Source organism: Desulfomicrobium norvegicum, from assembly GCF_900114595.1.
GTDB classification, from domain to species: Bacteria; Desulfobacterota; Desulfovibrionia; order Desulfovibrionales; family Desulfomicrobiaceae; genus Desulfomicrobium; species Desulfomicrobium macestii.
The window spans coordinates 1-20,589 of record NZ_FOTO01000006.1 but is presented as its reverse complement, the minus strand read 5'-3'; the positions used below and the strand labels follow the sequence as shown (position 1 = coordinate 20,589).

The following is a 20,589-nucleotide window of genomic DNA, read 5'->3' as shown; positions in this document are numbered from 1 at the left end:
CCTCCTAATGGTAGTCGAGATAATTGTCGACGTGAACGTCACCATTTTCGAGTCGGAACGTCACCCTCCAGTTGCCTGAAACCCTAACTGACCAATGGCCAGTCAGGTTGCCCTGGAGGGGATGAAGCCCAGCGCCTGGGAAATGAACGTCTTGCAGAGACGTTGCGGCATCAAGCCGGTCAAGTATCAAAGACAACTTGAATGTATGCTTGGCTTGAATCCCCTTTGTCGAGCCCGTTCTAAAAAATGCTTCAAGCCCCTTGTGTGCAAATGTCTTTATCATAGTTTGTAACCATATTGGTTACGGATGTCAAAGCCGCTAATTGGTTTGAAAGCGCAGAGTTCACCGATCACTCAAAGTCCAATGTCTTTTGAAAGCACGGGAAGCAATGCAGATGAATACGTATTCCAAGGCCGTCCCTGGCATTGGCTCTGCGAGGCTCGGCTTACCCCAATCACGACAGTCCAACCAAATCAGACAACCCGCTCCTTGCTCAACTCCTCTGAAAAACCAGCCAAAACTCCGCCTGGCGTGGCTTTCCCGCTGGTTCCGAGAAAAGTCTTGCTGGCACGGGACTTGTATTATTTGCGCGTCTTAGCGTGAGAATCTGGGAACGGTGATTGGATGGTTTCAGGGGATGCGGTTGATGATCGCTGTCCTGTTCCGTTGCCTTTTCCCAATCACCAGCCACTATTCACCAATCACAAACTGAATGGGGATTTTGAAGGTTCGCAGCGCGAGTTTTTATCAATAATTTTAGAGTATTAAATATAAAAATAGGCTAATTTTCGGCAGATGACCTCATTCTAAGGTCGAAAAAAGGGCCTTTTTAGAGAAAAAAGTGAATAAAATTAGTCTGTTCTTGGTCTCAGAGACCCAGGCGGTAAAAAAAGGGCCTTTTTAGAGAAAAAAGTGAATGAAATTAGTCTGTTCTTGGTCTCAGAGACCCAGGCCGTCAGGGGATGCGGTTGATGATCGCTGTCCTGTTCCGTTGCCTTTTCCCAATCACCAGCCACTATTCACCAATCACAAACAGAATGGGGATTTTGAAGGTTCGCAGCGCGAGTTTTTATCAATAATTTTAGAGTATTAGGTATAAAAATAGGCTGATTTTCGGCAGCTGACCTCATTCTAAGGTCGAAAAAAGGGCCTTTTTAGAGAAAAAAGTGAATGAAATTGGTGGTTTCTTGGTCTCAGAGACCCAGGCGCTCATAAATTTTAGAGTATTAGATATAAAAATAGGCTGATTTTCGGCAGCTGACCTCATTCTAAGGTCGAAAAAAGGGCCTTTTTAGAGAAAAAAGTGAATGAAATTGGTGGTTTCTTGGTCTCAGAGACCCAGGCAGCTCAGAGACCCAGGCGAATTTGACGCCAAGTACTCGAGATAGGAGCCGTATGAGGTAATTCCTCACGTACGGATCTGTGCGGGGGGTGCCGGGTAACCGGCATTCCTACCGCGACCCCAGGCCCCGCGACCCCAGGCAGGAAAATGAAAATTAAGAGTCGATATTACTTTCTTATATTTTGTGCAGTAATTTTATGTGTTCCTATTTTATTTCGTGAACAATTTTCGTACATGATTCGTCTATGGTTTGAAATCCCAAAAAGAGAAGTCAACAAATTTTTTATTCATAATCATTCTATAATTTTGTTTCCAATATGTTTAGGGAAAATTATTAAAGATTCAATTTGCTATATAGAATCAAAAAATTATATCTCTCCGTTTATTATTCTTATTATTTCGCTTGTATTAATAATTATAGGGTCATTATCTTCGATCTACTATGTATCAAACATCGGTATTATATTATCAATTTTAACGTGTATAATTTATTTTTATGGCTATGATGGGATTTTAAAAAACAAAATTTTAGTATTTTTAATTTTCTTTTTAGTTCCATTGCCGCAATACATATTAATTCAAATCTATTCAAAAATATCGATAATATCTTCGTTAATTTCTGAAAAAATTTTGTTATTCCTTGGATGGTCTGTTTATTTTGATGGAAATATTGTTGATCTTGGTCTTGCAAAAATTAGCAGTATAGATATAAATAATTTTTTGTCTGTTATGTTTTTTTTTATTGGTTTTATAATTTTTTTATCACATTTTATTAATAGAAATTTTGTTGTTCGGATTGTGTTTTTATTGTCTAATTTGATTTTATTTTTTTGTGCTGTAGTATTTAAGTCAATTTTGTTTGTTTATTATGTGAAAATAGGTAGTGAGTTAAATAAAATTCTTAGTTCATCTGTAAATTATATCATTCTAACTGTTCTTTGCCTATTTAGTTTTTTGTATTTTTATTTCATAAAAAACAGTTCAAATATTAGTTTTTCAGCATCTAGATATTTTTCTTTTGAAAATAGTTTTAATAAATTTCGTTTCATTAGATTAAACTTAATAATTTATTTGTCTTTAATTGTTTTAAGTTCGATATATTTAAAAAATCATAATCAAAATTATATTCCTGAAAGAGAAATGTTTGTAAATTTTCCAGTAATTATTAAGAATTATCATGGAAAAGAGTCTTATGTTGATAAAAATGATTTAGCAAGTTTACATTTAGATGATTATTTGAGCAGAATATATACAATAGATAATCAATCTTCAATTGAAATTTGGGTTGCATATTATGGCTCACAAAAACCTGGCGCATCAATTCATTCTCCTAAAGCCTGTTTGCGCGGTGGAGGATGGGAAATGATCGATGGGGGGGATGTATTTATTGAAAGTGAAAAATTCAATTTTAAACGATTTATAATAAAAATTGGTGACCAGAAACAGCTTGTTTATTATACATATATAGTTGGAAATAAAATCGTAACAAATGAGTATTTGGTTAAGTTTTATTTAATATTTAATAAGTTGCTGTTTAATAGGTCTGATGGCGCATTAATCAGGATCGTGACTCCGTTATTAAAAGGTGAAGAAATTTCAAATGCTGATGAGAGAATAAAACAATTTCTTACCTCATTACTAGCAGTTTTGCGCCCATATATTAGTAGCAAAGAGGGTTGATTCGATGGATAAACAGAAAGTTCTAGAAAAATATGTTCAAGCAAATGAGAAATTATATATGTCCATGGAGGAATCTGAGATTTTATCTCAGATGCTTGCTAATAAAATTATGGAGAAACATTCAGGTGTAATTGATGATGATACAATTGTGGTTGGTATTGCAAATGGCGGGTTGATGGTTGCAAAAATAGTTGCTGAAAAATTAAATCTTCCATTTGAAACATTAAAAATTAGAAGAAAAAATAGCAAAATCAAAAGATATTTCGGAAATTTTAAAAGTATTGTTAAATTTTGCTCTGTGAGTTTGAATATTCCGATACTTAGTACCCTAATTAAATACATTATTAATTCAATGAATCAAATCGAAAAAGTAGATTGTGATGAAAATAGATACAAAAATAAAAAAATTATTTTAATTGACGATTGTGTTGAATCTGGTGCATCGATTCGTGTTTCACATGATATTTTACAAGAAAAAAATGCGTCATTAATTGTTGTTGGTGTTTTAACATTTAAAAATTTTAATAAATTTCAAGAAACTTCAGTGATTAATTCTCCGATAATTTTTTTAAATACAAAAGTTATGCACTATCCTTGGTCGCAAAATAATAAACAATATGACGATTTTTTAAAGTGGCTTAGTTGTAGAAATGTGCAGATTTGGGAGTAAATGTGCCGAATTTATTGCTAGATCTCGACGAAGTTCTTGTGACTACTATTTCTAGTACGAATTTTGAAGAAACTATTGTTGTGTTACAACCTTTTTTAAATAAGTTTTTAAGTGTGTTTGATGGAGAAATTTTTGTTTTAACTCACAGGTGTAGGTATGAGGCGTCGCAGATTGTTGATTTATATCCTGAGTTAAGCGCTAGGGTTAAACGTATTGTTGCGGCTGAAGATTTAGCAGTTTTTAGTATTCAATATGGAAAAATTCTCGATTTATTTAGAAAGGGTGTGCAAAAAAGCTATGTTTGTGATTATTTGAAATCAAATGGTTTTGACATTCAATCTTTTATTTTTATTGATGATAATATAAATAATTTGAATTTATTAAGTAGTTGCGGTTGTGGCGCTTGCTTTTGTTTTCCGCGTCCTAATTTTATTGATAATCATATTGTAACATTTGATATAAAGAACTTATGTAATTATCAAATAGATAAAAATGTAAATAGTGTAATTTATTTAGTCAGCGACGTGAAGTATTTTTTAAGTTCATGTAAAAATCATTCTGTTAAAAAAAATATGTGTTATAGCTATAGTCGAAAAATGTTAAAGTTTATTAGACTCTTATTGTTTAATTAATTACAGATGTGTTAATTAGCGTAAAATGAGAGTGGTTTTAGTTGTTTTAAATATATTTATTTATAATTTTATACTAATGTATAAATAAATTTTCTCTATTTAAATAAAATAATATAATTGAATGTTTGTATAATTATTGTTTATTATGATATTGTAAAGTTTATTAAAGGTTTTATTTAGATGATTTTAAATTTTATAAATAATTTTGTAGACCGTTGTCGGATCCCGCGAAAATTTTTTAGCGATGTAGTATATATCATGACTTCAAATATTGTGAATAATGCTACTATATTTGCAGCTAATATTATCATTGCTCGTAATTATGGGCCTGAGTTTTATGGATTATTTTCTATTGCCGTAAACATTGCTCTTTTGACGCTATCAGTATCTGAATTTGGCATGAACTATTCAATGATTAGGTTATATAAAATTTACATAGACGATAAGGCGAAAAGTAGATCAGTTTTATTGGCTAATCTTTATTTTAAATTGCTACTATTGTTATGTTTGATCTTCTTCGGCTTGGCAGGGGGCAGAGTTTTTGCTGATGTTCTTATGCACGATGTAGATCGATGGAGTTTGGCGACTGTGGCGTTTGTCACCGGCGGTATTCTTGGGATATCCAGTTTTGTCCGTGCATATTTACAGGCTGTAGAACGTTTTAAAGCCATAGCTTGCCAGACAATTGTTTATGCTCTTTTGCGAGTGGCTTTATTAGGATCATTATTCCTCTGGCACCGATCTGTATCAGAGGAATTATTGCTTCTAGCTATCTATGTAATCCCTTTGCTTGTCATCCTTTGTTGGGGCCTAGTTCAATTAAAGAGTAATGTGCAGAACTTTCGAATCAACATTAAAGAATTAGTTTTCGCCGGACTCGAAAGCGTCCGCTATTCAAAGTGGATAGCTTTGACAGGAATTTCCTTTATTCTTATTCAGCAAAGTCTAGTATATATCGTATCCGTTATAGGTGGAGTAAAGGAAGTGGCTCTTTTAACTGCCGGCCTGGTGTTCACAGCTGTTTTCAGCCTGATCAACGACGCCGTCTGTCAGGTACTGTACAGTAAGCTCGCCAGTTTGCCACATGAACGCATTAGCGAATACCGTCGTCGCCTGCTCCGTCTTGCCCCTTTGCTCGTAATGGGAACCGTAACTATAATTTTCATTTTATCCATAGCTATGGTCTTGTTTCTCGGTGAAAATTATTCCAGATCCATGCCGATATTTTGGGTGACCGGTTTTGGTACTGCCTTAACAGCATGTATTAGCTACTATTCCATGGTTATGCATACGATTCAACGTCCACAAATTGGAGCTTATGTCAATTTAGCAACATTAATATGTTTTGTCCTATGTGGCGTTTTGCTCATGAAGTATGTGTCACTTTTAGCTGTTGTTGTTGCATACGTAGTTGCATTGTTAGTTGGTGAACTTGTTAAATCATTATTTGTGAATCGAATTGTTTTAAAAATGTCGATTAGTGGAGTGTAGCTCAATAATGAGTGATTTTTCCTATTCTGTAGTCATAAGATCTGTTAATAATAACGATTTTTTGCGTAAAAATCTTAACGCTATAATGACACAAGATGTATTGCCAAATGAAATAATAATTGTAATTCCTTTCGATGTTGATGTGTGGGAGACAAGTATTTCTATTGTTAGATTTGTTAAATCTGTTCGTGGCATGGTTACTCAACGTGCGGCTGGAATAATAGCCGCAATGAATAAATATATTTTGCTTTTGGATGACGATGTTGTTCTGTCCAACAATACAGCTTCTTTGCTATTAAATTGCATTCGAATGCACAATGCTGCGTGCGCATTGCCTTATTGGGATGAGGGATGGCCCAGAAAAAAGTTTATCAGGGCCTATATGGCCTTTTGGGGGATTGCAATTTCTCAGGAATCGGGGGGTATTCGGTACACATCTGGCGGAGGATACTATTATCCTCGAACTGAGCCGACAATTCCCTTGAAAACTGAGGGTGGTTCCGGGGCAGTAATTATGGTGGATAGAGAATTTTGTATGCAACAAGGTTGTTTTGGAGAAGAAGCCCTGCAAGCTGTGTCTGTTTACGCCCTTCGTGATGACGGTGCTTTTATCTTGGATATTTCACAGAAAGGTGGGCTTTGCCTCATGGTTGGGGGGATTTATTTTGATCATCTTGGCGGAACAACCAGATTAGATCCATCACGGTTGGAAATGTCTTACAAGGCTCAAATTTTTAATCATTATCTGTTTTGGAAAAGGTATATCTATCCGCAATATTCATTTCATATTACAGAAAAATTGAATTCAAAAATTTCAATAACGCGATATATTACTGGTATAGTGTTGTTAGCATGTGTCGCATCAGCGCGTTCAATGACTTTTCAGCCAATCATTGGGATATGTTCTGGTTTTAAATATTTGTTAAATAATAAAAAAAACATATGATATACGCGCTAGTCTCTTTTTTCATGTTTTTAATAAGTTTTATATTTTCAATTCCACATTCTGTTGGATGTTGGCTTGTTCTTATGTTAATTCATGGGATATTATATAACATACTTGGCTCATCAACTCAGCATGTTCCATTTTTTGCAGGTATTGGAGTTTTGTTTTCAATTATTTTTTTTCGGAAATTTTCCGACGTCAATTTATTGTTGTTTGCTTTGCTTTTATCATTAATTTTTTTAATGTCTGTTTCTGTTTTTTTTGGAATTAACCCCGAAAATTCAATTTTATCCTTTGTTACATATTGTAAATCATTTTTACTCGCAATAGTAGTTTCTATAATAATTAGATCGCAAAAAAATATTGAGTTAATGTTAAATTATTGTTTGTATGGACTTTTTATAGGCTCATTATTTGCGTTATATCAGCATTTCATGGGTAATTACGCTATTGATAGTGTTTATATACAGAGGGTAGCTACATTGCGCGGTGATCCAAACGATACTGCTATGCTCCTCGTGTCTGGTTTATCATTAACTATTTATGCATTATTTAAAAGGAATAAAATTTTAACCAAATTGTTTTACTTTTTTATTCTTTTATCATTGGTAGCTTCGATAGTTCTCACCCATTCTCGTGGTGGATTTATCGCTATGATTTTTGTTTCTATTCTTATTTTTATAAAAAAACCAGATATTAAAATTGCTTTTTGTTTATTATCATTATTATTTTTGGTTTTGTTTGCTGCCCCTCAAAATTATTGGAATCGTATGCAAACACTGGTTTCTGGAAAAGATTTGCACCAAGGTCACTCTTTATCTAGCCGCTCACAACTCCAATTTGTAGGTCTTGCTCTGTTTATGGATAATCCAATATTGGGCGTTGGTGCTGGGAATTTTGGTGAATCATTTGCGCGCTATGGTACGGATAGTTCGTTGAATATTGGATCTAAACATGCTGCGTCGGTTGCTCACAATATGTATTTAGAATTTTTTGTTGAGAATGGTTTATTTTCAGGTCTGTTGTTCCTTGGGATATTCTTTTTCGCTATTATGAGTATGCTCAAATATGACAGAATTGCACTATTTTGTAATTCAAAGTTAGATAAGCCTTTTGGTCTTGGTAGCGCTTATGCAATCGCATTGTCTGGTTTGCTTTTTTCGGGTTTATTTTTGTCTCAAGGTAAAAATTCTGTGTTATGGTTTATGGTCGGAATTGGTTTTTCTTTTTCTTCTTTGATCAAGCAGCACTCACTTGAAAGTAAAAACTGAATTTATAACATTATGAAGATTGTTCAAATCATACCAAGCTTTAATGTGGGTGGAGGCGAGTTGCTGGCTGTAAGGCTATGTGCGGAGATTTTGAGGCAAAGACCTGAATATAATATTAATCTCATTAGCCTTTACGATCCAATATCAACTGTAGTTTATGATGAAGCATTGTCTTCTGGAGTTAAAATTCATTCTTTAGGTAAGAAAAAAGGTTTTGATCTTATTGTAGTTATTCGCTTGTTAAAAATGCTGTTGCTCATTCGGCCTGATGTAATTCATACGCATCTTGCTGGCCTTCGGTACTCAATTTTTGCCTCCATATTTTTTATAAATGCTGTTAAGGTTCACACCGTTCATAATATTGCAAAATACGAGTGTTCTAAATATGTTCAATATTTTCATAAACTTGCTTTTAAATATCTTGGTTGGCAACCTGTCGCTCTATCCAAAGAGGTTAAGAAGAGTATTCACGATGTTTACGGTGTAAATTCGCCCATAGTGATGAATGGTATTAAGGTTGATGAATCTTTAAATATTTTAGACCGAGATCAGTTTAAGCAAATCTTAGGTATACCAGTTGATAAGCTTGTGCTTATTTCAATCGGTAGACTTTGTGAGCAAAAAAATCAAATTTTGTTACTAGATGCTTTTAATGAGGTATTCAAAAAAGTTGAATGTGCTCTTTTGCTGGTTGGAGAGGATGCGATGGGTGGGCACTACCAGAAATCTCTTAAGGATAAATTATCTTCATTTTCGGAAAGTGTCAGGTCAAATGTGTTATTTTTAGGTTCACGAGGCGACATTCCAGATCTTCTTAATGTTTCTGATGTGTTTGTACTCTCTTCTGATTGGGAAGGTGTCCCCCTTACGCTTCTCGAATCTATGGGAGCTAAAGTTCCCGTGGTTTGTACGTCTGTCGGTGGAATTCCTGACGTTATTGAACACGAGAAGGATGGTTTGCTTGTGCCTAAAGGTGATAAAGTTAAGCTTGCTGATGCAATTTTGCGAGTGTTGCAGGTCGAATTACCGATAGCTTCTCTCAAGAATAATGCTTGGGATAAATTTCAGCAACGTTATTCCATTGAATGTACTGCTAATGGTTATTTTAAAATTTATAAAAACTTATTTACTTAATATTGGTGCGTATTTTGTCAGTTTTTCAAATTAAAAGATTTTGTATTATTGGGCCATCACCTAGTGTTAAATACTTAGGAGGTGTTGCTACACATATTAAAAATTTGAAATCGCTGTCGTGTTTTCAATATGCTGATATTATAGATATCGGTTCGGCGAATTCGAATTTTAAAAAAGGATATTTTGAAATTCTTTACTCATTGTTTAGTTTGTTCAATAGAGTTCGAATTCAAAAATATAAACACATACTCGTAAACTCTTCTATTTATCCTTCTTCACTTCTTAAACTCTTAATAATGCTTTCTGTTTTGCCCGGAAACAAACACACTGTAGTGGATGTTTTTTTTCACGGCGGCAGGTTTTCTTTTTTAAATTCGAACACTGCTTTTTTGCTGAGAATATTCTTTCGATTTGCGCTTTTAAAAGTCAGATATTTTTATTTCTTGAGTAATGTTCAACGAGATGGATTTATGTTTTTTTTTCCTGGTTACCCTTCAAGGCTCTATGCAAACTACGCTACTTCTGACGATATTTGGTCATCTAAACGACACGAGAAAGAAGGATGTCTCCAACTTTTGTTTGTAGGCAGGGTTGTCAGAGAAAAAGGTGTTTATGAACTTGTTTCGGCAGTTAAAGAGTTGATTGAAGGTCATGTAAAAGTCCGTTTGACCATAGTTGGCGATGGACCAGACCTCTCTGGACTAATTAAATTTGCCGGAGAATTTAATTCTGAATCTATCCGATTCCTTGGGTACTTGAGTGGTCAATCTTTAGAAATGGCTTATCGTGACGCGGACCTCTTGGTTTTCCCAACATACCATCCTGAAGGATTTCCTTACGTAGTCATTGAAGCTATGCGTGCCGGTGTGCCTATAATTTCCACGAGTTCAGGTGCACTTGATAATTTAGTTGTAGGTGGAGTGACTGGGTTTAAAGTTCCTGAACGAGATGTCGAAGCGTTAGTCTCAACAATAAAGGCTTTGTCCAAAAATAGACCGCTTATCAATGAAATGTCTCAAAATTGTCACGACTATTTCAAAAAGCACTTAAATAAATCAGCAGCGGAACGATTTTATAGCAATTTACTTGAGAGTTCAGTTTAATGTATTTTTTCCGATTTTATTACTTTTCTTGTTTTCTTTTTTTTATTTTTTCCCCTTGTTTGTCTTTTTCATCCACAAATATAGTGAAAAATCATCAGTACCATTTATTTCCAGAACCTAATTATTCCTTAACTTCTAAAGATTCTACGAGAAATATTTTAACTGATGGCCAATACACCAGTGGTCATTTTTGGTCTTCAAAATCGACTGTTGGATGGCAACAAAATGGACTAATAAGATTAGATTTTGATTTGCAGGGAATATATTTAATTCAAAATATTCATTTCCAAACAGCGCGTGGCATAAAAGCCGGAGTTTCTTTCCCTTCACGTGCTGATGTCTATATTTCTGCTGATGCGAAAATTTATAAGTATGTAGGTAATATTCTTGAAAGTGCTGATTTGCCGGACGGCCCATATCTGGTTAAAAAATTCATCTCTCCGTCCTTGAATGAAACAACTCGCTACGTTTCAATTTTTATATCTCCCAAAGGGAACTACACTTTTCTCGATGAGGTTGAAATTTGGGGAAAGCCAGGTGGTAAAGCCGAATCTGGTTTCAATATTCCTGTTTCCAAATTGCGGAATTTTCAAAGCGCCATCATTTCGAATGAACACGAGTTGGAAATTTCTTCTTTTCTTCAGCAAAGGCTAGTTCAACAACAAGTTTCACCATCCGCTTCGTCTCCTGCGTTATTCCCTCTGAAGGTTGAGCAGATCGCAAGGGACAGGGAGCAGCTATTTGCTGCCAATGCCCAGCAAATTGCGGCTAACTATCCCAACAGACTAATATGTTGGTCTGGAAGCCCTTGGGATATTTTTACGCCTGTGGACAATCCTGGGCTCGATGCTTTTCACTCGCCGTCACTGAGTTTTCAAGTCCTCACCAATGGTACATCTTGCCAGAGCGTAAATATTGTTTCGACGTTGGATAAGGTAACTAAGACTGATTTTGCTGTCATTTGGGATGAAAGTCCTTCCGTAACTGCACCTGAAATTTCAGTCTTTGATTGCCTGCCCGTTACCACAAAATCAGGAATCTTGCTCTGCGACCCTCTTTTGCCTGTCGCTGGTCAACTTTCATTAAAGCCTGGAGTAGCCCGGCAGATCATCCTTGCCGCTAAGGGAAATGTACCTCCCGGTACCTATTCTGGTTCGTTTCAGCTGATTCCTGATTTCGTAGCGCCAGTAATTACTATTCCATTCAAGGTTCATGTCTTTGGAGCATCCATCCACGATGGCAATCTACCGTACTCCAACGCATGGGCATATTTATCGTGGCGTCCCGTTAAGGATATGCCTGAAAAGGCGCTTGAAGATTTGCAGAAGCATCACGTCAATATCGGGATCATCCACCCGAATCAGATCCCATGGCCTCAAAAGCTGACGCAATCCCTTTCGCTCCAAGATGTGCTTAAATTCGACAAGGCTCTTTCCCTCCTGAAAAACAAAAGACACGTTTTACTGTTTCTTCACTTGCGTGATGAAAAAAATCTTGAAAAATTCGGTGATTATGCTGACAAGCCACGGTGGAATGCAAATCTTAAAAGATGGATAGTTAGCATGAGAGATCGTTTCGTTAAAAACGGATATGAACCAGAGCGGATTCTCTTTTATCCAGTTGATGAGCCACAAAATTCACAACACGTTGAAATGATACTTAATTTTGCTGCAGTGCTCAAAAATATTGATTCTAAATTGCGCACCTATACGACCATCGACCGTATCAGTAGACTTTCAAAATCTGATTTCTATTCTTTGGCTCAAGCGTGCGACGTTATACAGATTGAAGAGAATGATCTGTTATCCGAAGATGCGCGGTATGTGCAGTCTCTTGGCAGGGAGCTATGGGTTTACGGTGTTTCTGGCGAGAAAACAGCGAGTCCGATGCAGGGCTATCGTTTGATGGCTTGGAGGGCATTTCGTCGTGGTGCAACCGGGATCGGTTTTTGGGCGTATGCGGATACTGGACGCGAAGGAACCGCCTGGAACGATATTGACGGCGCGCGACCTGATTATTCCGTCATTTACGAAGGAAACAATACGATCATCTCGAGTAAACGCTGGGAAGCGTGGCGTGAAGGGTGCGAGGATTATGCGCTGCTAGAATTGGCTGAAAGGAATTTGAGCAGTGAAATTGAAAAGGCCGAGTTTTATCGCCGACTGGATCGCGTCATTTCCATCCCTGATGACTACAAATTTTTTGAAGAGACGAGGCTGTTTTTGTTGGAAAAAGCTTCAGGCGTGAGACCATAGTTCAAACTTATATGAAAAATCCATTATTTCCGATTTTTAACTTCATCCGTGTGTAATCGTGCTGTTCACCCAACTTCGCCTCCTGCGCACCATCTCCCACCTGACGCCGCGCCAGATCGCCTATCAGCTGCTGCGCAGGCTGGGGCCGAAGTCGCGGGTGCGGCCGCCGTCCGGCCTTTCGCCAAGGCCGGGCCTGTCCCTGACGCCTCCATTGCCGCGCGACTGCGGCGGCGAGCCATGGGCCATGACCTTCATCGGCGTGCGCAAGAGCTTCGATCCCGCCCGTTTTGATTGGGCGAGCATGGAACAGGACAAGCTCTGGCGCTACAATCAGCACTATTTCGACTATCTGCATGAGCCGGGTCGCACTAACGGGCCGGGGCTGATCGAGAGCTGGATAGCGGCCAACCCGCAGGGCAGGGCGGATGCGTGGGAGCCGTTTCCCGTGTCGCTGCGGCTGGTCAACTGGATCAAGTTTTTCCTGTCGCCCGGCGCTCCGTCCCTTCCTGCATCGTGGCTGGACAGCCTAGCCCTGCAGGCCCGCTGGCTCTCAAAGAACATCGAATACCATCTGCTGGCCAACCACTATTTCAAGAATGCCAAGGCCCTGATCTTTGCCGGGATTTTTTTCGACGGCCCGGAAGCCCGGCGCTGGCTCAGCCTTGGTCTGCGCATTGTGTCCGAAGAGCTGGCCGAACAGGTTCTGTCCGACGGCGGGCATTTTGAGCGCAGCCCCATGTATCACTGCATGATCCTGGAGGACTGCCTGGACCTCTTGAATCTGTGCCGGGGCAGCGGGTTGTCGGAGCTGACTGAGCTTGCGCGGGAACTGGAACGCGTGATCCCGGCCATGCTTTGCTTTGCCGGGGGCCTGACCCATCCTGATGGCGGCATTGCCCTGTTCAATGACGCGGCGCTCGGCATCGAGCCTGATTTCGCGCAGCTTCGGGATTATCATGAGCGGCTTGGAGGGGAGCCAATGGCGCAGCCGATGGCGCGTGTTCTGCCCTTTCCCGCAAGCGGATATTTCCGGCTTGAACCGATGCCCGGTGACATGCTGGTCGTGGACTGCGGTCCGATCGGCCCGGACTATCAGCCGGGGCACGCGCACTGCGACACCTTGAGCTTTGAACTGTCCTTGAACGGGCGGCGGGTCATCGTGGATTCCGGGTGCAGCCAGTATGTGGACGGGGAAATCCGGCAGTACAACCGGGGTAGCTTGGGTCATAACACGCTGGCCATCGACGGAGTGAATCAGTCCGAAGTGTGGGGGGCGCACCGGGTGGCCCGCCGCGCAAGGCCGCTCTTTGCGGAGGCGAGGGATGACGACGGCGCGCTGATTTTCGAAGGGGCTCACGATGGCTACAAGCGCCTTCCGGGCAAGCCGATACATAGGCGGCGCATTGTCTGGTCCGGCGGCCGCATCGAGATTCGGGATCAGGTGGAAGGGCAGGGCGAGCACGTGTTGGAACTGCGCTTGCACGTCCACCCGGACTGGACTGTGGAGTCTGGCCCGGGCGGACTCGTGACCCTGAAGCTGGGGAAGGAGGGCCTTTGCGTTACATCGGCGCAGGGCGATCTGGAACTTGAGCGGGGCTGGTATTGTCCGCGATTTGGGCAGCCATTGCCGTGCTTCGTGCTTTGCGTGCGCCAGAGGGCTGTCCTGCCCTGGACTGGCGGTTTTGTCATGACCAAGGAGAGCTGACGCGTGCATATTCTGTTTCTCTGCCACTATTTTCCGCCCGAGGTGAACGCCCCGGCCTCGCGCACCTATGAGAACGCCAAGCGCTGGGTGCGGGCCGGGCACAAGGTCACGGTCCTGACCTGCCATCCGAGTCATCCGGGGGGCGTGGTCTATCCGGGCTTCAAGAACTCGGTTCATGCTTGGGAAGAGAAGGACGGCATCCGGGTACTCAGGGTGGGCACCTATTTGAGCGCGAACAAGGGCTTTGTGAAGCGCACGGCCAACTACGTGTCCTTCATGCTCTCGGCCATGGCGCAGTGCTGGCGGGTGAAGGACGTGGATCTTGTTGTCTCGACCTCGCCCCAGTTCTTCTGCGGCATGGGCGGGTATTTCGTGTCCCGCTTCAAGGGCTGCCCCTGGGTGCTGGAGATCCGCGACCTGTGGCCCGAATCCATCATCGCCGTGGGTGCCATAAAGAATCGTCGGGTGATCAAGGCCCTCGAAGGGATTGAGAGCTTCCTGTACCGCAAGGCCGACCACATAATTTCACTGACCAACGCCTTCAAGCGCCACATCATGGGCCGGGGCATCGCGGGCGGCAAAATCAGCGTCGTGACCAACGGCGCGGATCTGGAGCGCTACAGTCCGGGCGAAAGCATGAACGAGGCGCGCAAGGAATTGGGACTGGGCGCGGACGTGTTTCTGGCCTCCTATATCGGCACCCACGGCATGGCCCACGGCCTGGGAACCATCATGAGGGCGGCGAAGCGCCTGGAGAACGAGCCGAATATCCGCTTTTTGCTGGTGGGCGATGGGGCCGAGCGGGAAAAGCTGCTGAGCGAAAAGGAGGCCCTGGGCCTGCCCAACGTGATCATGCTCGGGCAGCAACCCAAGGAGCGCATGCCCGAGTTTTTGGCCGCAAGCGATGCCTGCCTGGTGCTGCTCATCAAGTCGGAGCTTTTCAAGACCGTGCTCCCGTCCAAGATTTTTGAGGCCATGGCCATGAAACGCCCCATCATCCTGGGCGTGGAAGGCGAGAGTCGCGAGCTGCTGGAAGAGGGGGGCTGCGGCCTGTGCATTGAGCCGGAGAACGACCAGGAGCTGGCCGAGGCGGTGCTGAGACTGGCGCGGGAACCGGAGTTGGCGGCGGCGCTTGGCGACCGGGGCGCGGAGTTTGTGGCGCGGCGGTTTGACCGGGAGGTGCTGGCGATGGCGTATTTGGGGGTGCTGGAAGAGGTCGCGCGGGGTGATGGTGTGACGGTTTCAGCGGAGGCCGTAAGTTGAGAATGGTGATTGGTGACTGGTGATTAGTGAATGGAAAGAAATAGTTAGCCGCTCACCATTCACTGTTCACTCATTGTAAATTTCCGGCGCAATGCGCCAAAGGTGACATTCGATGAAGATTATTTCCGTGGTGGGCGCTCGCCCCAATTTCATGAAAATCGCGCCCTTCGCGAAGGCCATAAGCGCGCATAATTCCGCCGATCCAGACAGGCTCATCGAACACATCCTCGTTCACACCGGCCAGCACTACGACGTACGCATGTCCGAAGGCTTCTTTCACAGCCTCGGCATTCCGGACCCGGATATCAACCTTGAGATCGGTTCCGGCTCTCATGCCGAACAGGTCGGCCAGACCATGATCGCCTTTGAAAAGGTGCTCATCCAGGAGAAGCCCGACTGGGTCGTGGTGGTGGGGGATGTTAACGCCACACTGGCTTGCTCGGTGGCGGCCAAGAAACTGTGCGTCAAGGTCTGCCATATCGAGGCCGGTCTGCGCAGCGGCGACATGACCATGCCCGAGGAGATCAATCGCTTGGTCACTGACCGTCTGAGCGATCTGCTGCTGACCCCAGACGCCATTTCCGGCCATAACTTGCGGGCAGAAGGCGTCCCCGAGGAGAAGATCCGCTTTGTCGGCAACATCATGATCGACACCCTGGAAGCCAACCGCGACAAGGCCGCGCAGCTCTTAATGGAAGACATTCTGCGCGAGAACCTGCTCCTGCCAGAGAAGGAATCCCCCGCAGTGGACTTGTCCGGAGACTTCGCGCTCCTGACCATGCACCGCCCCTCCAACGTGGACCAAAAAGAGGTACTGGGGCCCATCTTGAACTTTCTCACGGGCGAAGTCGCCCCCAGAATGCCGCTCATCTGGCCGATCCACCCGCGAGCCAGGAAGATGCTGGAAAACTTCGGGCTATGGGAAAAAGCCGTGGCCTGCGCAAACCTGGTCCTGCTGCATCCCATCGGATACCACGAAATGCTCCGCCTCAACATGCAGGCCAGCATCATGCTGACGGACAGCGGCGGCCTTCAGGAGGAATGCTGCGTACTGGGAACGCCCTGCCTGACCCTGCGCTGGAACACCGAACGCCCCGTGACCCTGAAGGAACACGGCGGGGCCAGCGTGCTGGTGGGCAACAACGTGGACCGCATACGCGAGGAATTCCACACCGCATTGCAAAATGACCGCGCACCGCAGCGTCCGGAACTGTGGGACGGGCTGACGGCGGCGCGGTGTGTTTCTTGGTTGGTGGATAGTGAGTAGTGAATGGTGAATGGTGGAGGCAGGGTAAAGGCGGGGATAGCTCATGGCGGCAGCGACAGAGGTAAAGTGCCTTGTCGATCACGATTGGGGGTGTAAAAAATTTTGTGTAAACGGTCAGTTGTCGATAAGCGACCCCCATCCCCGGAGCAGCCCTGCTCCTGGGCAGCGCCCTGATCGGCATGGTCGGAGTGCGGAAGAAGTTCATGGCCTAACAGGCTGCTTAAAAACGGCGAACAGCTTCGCCAACAAAAAAATCCAGGCCGCTTATGCACGTCCTGGATTTTTTCGTTTCCGTGCATCTGCAAAGGCGGGTTGGTCCCGCCTTTTTTAATGCAAGGCCATGGCCTCGGTAGGTCCGACCGTTTCGGACTGCCCGGAGACCTTTTAACGGGCTCGCAAGACCGAGCTGGCGGCTATGCCTTGAAGTTCGGCAGCTTGAGCGCAAAAGGGCTGCTTAAAGGGGTGTCTCATGCGGCTGGACGGTGCGAGGAATGCTTGCTGTCTTGTCACGATAATTGGTTGCAACTTATTGAATGTTAGTGTTTTTTATGGATTGGCATGATTTTTCCTAGGGCTGATCAACTTTGAAAGGCCCGAAGACGAGTCACCAAAATATTCACAATGAGGTAGAAGATGAAAAAGGTTGCTTTGCTGACGATTGGGTTGTTGATGGTTTGTAATTTTGCATTTGCGGCCGTTAATTTAAACCCCTTGCCAAGTTCAAGTGAAGAGACTTGGGATAAGGATTACGGTATATTAACAAATGGATTAGAGTATGTTGCGACCGTACAACAAAATATTGGTAATACGATTAATCATATTTATAATTTTGAATTGAGTGGTTCTGATGTTTATGGATCTGCGAACCCTTTTAATTTCTCTTTCGGTCTTACAGAAGTATCTTGGATTGATGGTTTTTCAGCGACTTTAAATTATGCAGAGGGTGGATCTGTTGGGTCTCTCACAGATACTGAAAAGTTGATTATGTCCTCGTTGCCTGCAGCTAAATATTTTATCGCAATAACAGGGACTGTTACTGGGGATTTTGGTGGTACATACGCTTTTGGTATTTCGCCTGTCCAATCCGTCCCCGTCCCCGCCGCCGCCCTCCTCCTCGGCGCTGGCCTGCTCGGCATCGTGGGTATTCGTCGCAGACAGATTTCCTAGCACACCTTCTTCATCCCAAAATCTTACCTCATCGTCCTCACGGCCGGAATGGATCAGTCCCTTCCGGCTTTTTTATTGGTGCGCCCGGCAGGGCGCACTCATTTGGAGGTGTGAAGCCCTCTACGCACCCGACAGGGGGAAGCGGTAGCCGGACGGCAAGGGTGTCCATCGCGAGGTGGAATCTGAAGGAAGCCGCAGGCAAGACCCTGGCTCGACGAACAGAAATCGCATGTGAGGCGGTCGCGCCGGAGGAGAAGGCAAATATCTTCATTGGTGATTGGGAAAGGCGGGGAATCGGGGTGAAACGCACAGCCCCAACGGGGCATCATGTGATAGCCCGGGGCAACGCCCTGGGTATCAGGTCCTCCAAATATCCAAGCCCTGAAAGGGCGCAACTCTTTGCCAGATCACAATCATCAGCCCGGCCAGGTGTTCCGCCCCTTCAGGGCTGGATTTCATTTGAACCTTGTTCCCAGGGCGTTGCCCTGGGCTATCACCCTTCGCCCCGTTGGGGCTGGGAGCTCCAAATTTCCAAGCCCTGAAAGGGCGCAACTCTTTGCCAGATTACAATCATTGGCCCGGCCAGGTGTTCCGCCCCTTCAGGGCTGGATTTCATTTGAACCTTGTTCCCAGGGCGTTGCCCTGGGCTGTCACCGTTCGCCCCGTTGGGGCTGGGAGCCGGCGTGTCATTGGGTTGCGCCCTGCTTCCATCCTGCCTCAAATTTCAATTTTTTAGCGCAGTCCAAAGGCTGGATCGATGATGAAGCCTGTGGAGATGTCCCGGATCACTGGATCGAAGACTTTCTTGAGCGATGTTTCGTAGGTGAGTTCGAAGGTGGCCTGCGTTCCATGGGCCATGATTGATCTGCGATAGAAGATTCTGCCGTCCGCGTAGCCGGAAAGTACAAAAAATCCCTTGCCCAAATGTTTGTAGGTCACCTGTCTCCCCGGCGCGGCCAGGGCTTGGGCCATGGCCGCGGAGACCGTCTCTTGCGGCGGATCGTTCAAGCTCCCCCAGCAGCGCAGCTCGGCCAGGCCGTCCGCTGATGCGAATATCTGACCGTCTCCTGCATCCGACTCGCCCAAGGGCCTGAGCAACCGCTTCGGCCAGGCCAGGGCGTATCCATATTTGTGATTGACGTAACAGCCGTATTCATCCGTACGCAGGCAAACGTCCTCAAACGCCTCCATCGCCTTTTGCGACGCGCTCCCGGCCTCGATAGGGCAGATCGCAAGTAGCATCAAAACCGCCAGAAGGATTGTCGTTTCTTTCATGTGCAACTTCCTCGTTTCGGTTCACGTGAGAATGGTTGTCATCATGCATGCAGCCTGGGTGTGGATGAAGTCAAGGTGGTGGGAAAGGCTGGGATGGAGGTAGCGATGGGAGAGCGACGGGAGAGCGACTGAGGCAGCGATAGAGGCAGCGATAGAGGCAACGACTGAGGCAGCGACTGAGGCAGCGATAGAGGCAGTGACGGGAGAGCGACGGAGGCAGCGATAGAGGCAGCGATGGAGGCGGGGATGGAGGCAACGACTGAGGCAACGACTGAGGCAGCGATAGAGGCAGCGATCGAGGCGGGGATGGAGGCCGCGAAAACTTGGGGTAGGCTTGTAATTCAGATTGCTGGCGCTGGGGCAGTGAAAAGGCGGAGTGTGGCTCCGCCTTTTGCGCAGTGGTGCCGTCTATGCAGCGAATTTTCTGCGGATGCCGACCAGGCCGAGGAGCACCGGAGCGAGCAGCATGGCTGCGCCGGGGATGGGAACGGCATTGGTGCGGACGATCAGGTCTTGGAAGTTGCCGGTCGTATTAGGCAGTCGAAGATTCGGCATGAGAATCTGATAGTTCAGGCCAAGGCCTAGGCTCGTTAGCTCGGCGAGTGATTTGGATTCGGCTAAGGATATCATCTCATCATAAAGAGTTTGGACGCTTTCAGGTTTGGTGATTGGGGTCCACTGATTTTCTGTGCCCAGCAGTTTCCATATCGAGGCCTGCAACGCCGTGATCGTGTTACTGTCGTTGTCGCTTAAACCTTTATAACCGCCTGATTTAAAAGCGTACTCTTCCATCAGCCAAGCCGCTCGGTATTCTCCAAGTGTTGAAATCCCCTCGCTTGTAAATCCGTATTCATTGTTGAGATAAATATTTTCGTCAAATTTTGCACAATATCCAAAAGTCTCCGTCACTCCTTGAAAACTATCGCTAAAATTTATGTTAAACTCCGCATACGGTGACCAAGTAGATCCGCCATTTGCGGGTGTCCCCTCGTCAATTGTAAATTCGAAAGACACTGCGGCTTGAGCGCTTGCTGTAAACAAGAGCAGCGCCATTCCAATAAAAAAGACAGTCATTTTTCGGTACATAAAAAATCCTCCCTTTAGAATTTATTGAATCGCTGCAAGCACATAGCGCAGCCTTGGAATTGTACATGTTGCGCTGAAAGTAATGAGTGCGTATTCCGGTCCAAACTGACCACGGATTCCGGCGGAAACTGACCACCGATTCCATGGGAAACTGACCACGGATTCCACGACAAACTGACCACCGATTCCGGAACAAACTGACCAGTCCCAACGGCGTCAGACTCGGTGGAAAATTCGCAGCGGATGCGGCGCTGGATAAATCGGGCATACTCCTTTTCAGGAGGTGCCCATGCCCAATTCG

At 44.3% G+C, this 20,589-nt stretch carries 17 protein-coding genes; 13 read left to right on the top strand and 4 right to left on the bottom strand.

Features of this window, described 5'->3' with window-relative positions; genetic code table 11:
* Positions 1–4: 4 nt before the first annotated feature.
* Entirely contained in the window at positions 5–283 is a 279-nt protein-coding gene (locus tag BMZ24_RS10285) for a type II toxin-antitoxin system RelE/ParE family toxin (RefSeq protein ID WP_092191953.1), read from the bottom strand.
* Positions 284–1,490: 1,207 nt separating this feature from the next.
* On the opposite strand from BMZ24_RS10285, the gene BMZ24_RS10280 reads away from it, so the two are divergent.
* The 13 genes from BMZ24_RS10280 (at position 1,491) to BMZ24_RS10230 (ending at position 17,927) form a co-directional block, all read left to right on the top strand.
* Positions 1,491–3,023 (top strand): exosortase C-terminal domain/associated protein EpsI, encoded by a 1,533-nt coding sequence (locus tag BMZ24_RS10280; RefSeq protein WP_092191951.1) that lies wholly within the window; start codon positions 1,491–1,493, stop codon positions 3,021–3,023.
* Between the two features lie 4 nt (positions 3,024–3,027).
* A complete protein-coding gene (locus tag BMZ24_RS10275) occupies positions 3,028–3,693 on the top strand; it encodes a phosphoribosyltransferase (protein ID WP_092191949.1) in 666 nt (221 codons plus the stop codon).
* 38 nt (positions 3,694–3,731) lie between these two features.
* The gene (locus tag BMZ24_RS19465) at positions 3,732–4,325 is read left to right on the top strand and encodes a hypothetical protein (RefSeq protein ID WP_143077878.1); all 594 of its coding nucleotides are present in this window, start codon (positions 3,732–3,734) and stop codon (positions 4,323–4,325) included.
* Between the two features lie 180 nt (positions 4,326–4,505).
* Positions 4,506–5,816 carry a lipopolysaccharide biosynthesis protein gene (locus BMZ24_RS10270; protein ID WP_092191947.1) on the top strand — a complete coding sequence of 437 codons (1,311 nt, stop codon included), beginning with the start codon at positions 4,506–4,508 and terminating at the stop codon, positions 5,814–5,816.
* A 7-nt stretch (positions 5,817–5,823) separates the two neighbouring features.
* Entirely contained in the window at positions 5,824–6,762 is a 939-nt protein-coding gene (locus tag BMZ24_RS19460) for a glycosyltransferase family 2 protein (protein WP_143077877.1), read from the top strand.
* 23 nt (positions 6,763–6,785) lie between these two features.
* Positions 6,786–8,033, top strand: coding sequence for an O-antigen ligase family protein (locus tag BMZ24_RS10265; RefSeq protein WP_161949115.1), 1,248 nt, complete (start codon positions 6,786–6,788; stop codon positions 8,031–8,033).
* 12 nt (positions 8,034–8,045) lie between these two features.
* Positions 8,046–9,167, top strand: a complete 1,122-nt coding sequence (locus BMZ24_RS10260; RefSeq protein ID WP_092191943.1) for a glycosyltransferase — start codon at positions 8,046–8,048, stop codon at positions 9,165–9,167.
* Between the two features lie 14 nt (positions 9,168–9,181).
* Positions 9,182–10,270 carry a glycosyltransferase family 4 protein gene (locus BMZ24_RS10255; protein ID WP_143077876.1) on the top strand — a complete coding sequence of 363 codons (1,089 nt, stop codon included), beginning with the start codon at positions 9,182–9,184 and terminating at the stop codon, positions 10,268–10,270.
* 83 nt (positions 10,271–10,353) lie between these two features.
* Entirely contained in the window at positions 10,354–12,525 is a 2,172-nt protein-coding gene (locus BMZ24_RS19455; protein WP_161949114.1) for a glycoside hydrolase domain-containing protein, read from the top strand.
* Positions 12,526–12,583: 58 nt separating this feature from the next.
* Positions 12,584–14,230, top strand: coding sequence for a heparinase II/III family protein (locus BMZ24_RS10245; protein WP_208599833.1), 1,647 nt, complete (start codon positions 12,584–12,586; stop codon positions 14,228–14,230).
* A gap of 3 nt (positions 14,231–14,233) precedes the next feature.
* Entirely contained in the window at positions 14,234–15,493 is a 1,260-nt protein-coding gene (locus BMZ24_RS10240; RefSeq protein WP_092191935.1) for a glycosyltransferase family 4 protein, read from the top strand.
* A gap of 112 nt (positions 15,494–15,605) precedes the next feature.
* Positions 15,606–16,760, top strand: a complete 1,155-nt coding sequence (wecB, locus tag BMZ24_RS10235) for a non-hydrolyzing UDP-N-acetylglucosamine 2-epimerase (RefSeq protein WP_092191933.1) — start codon at positions 15,606–15,608, stop codon at positions 16,758–16,760.
* Positions 16,761–17,393: 633 nt separating this feature from the next.
* Positions 17,394–17,927 carry a VPLPA-CTERM sorting domain-containing protein gene (locus tag BMZ24_RS10230; protein WP_092191931.1) on the top strand — a complete coding sequence of 178 codons (534 nt, stop codon included), beginning with the start codon at positions 17,394–17,396 and terminating at the stop codon, positions 17,925–17,927.
* Positions 17,928–18,659: 732 nt separating this feature from the next.
* Here BMZ24_RS10230 and BMZ24_RS10225 read toward each other — a convergent pair.
* The 3 genes from BMZ24_RS10225 to BMZ24_RS19990 form a co-directional block, all read right to left on the bottom strand.
* The gene (locus tag BMZ24_RS10225) at positions 18,660–19,202 is read right to left on the bottom strand and encodes a hypothetical protein (RefSeq protein ID WP_092191929.1); all 543 of its coding nucleotides are present in this window, start codon (positions 19,200–19,202) and stop codon (positions 18,660–18,662) included.
* Between the two features lie 408 nt (positions 19,203–19,610).
* Positions 19,611–20,288: a hypothetical protein gene (locus tag BMZ24_RS10220; protein WP_092191927.1), complete on the bottom strand. Its 678-nt coding sequence runs from the start codon at positions 20,286–20,288 to the stop codon at positions 19,611–19,613.
* Between the two features lie 14 nt (positions 20,289–20,302).
* On the bottom strand, positions 20,303–20,589 hold a 287-nt coding region (locus BMZ24_RS19990), incomplete at its 5' end, for a hypothetical protein (RefSeq protein ID WP_208599832.1).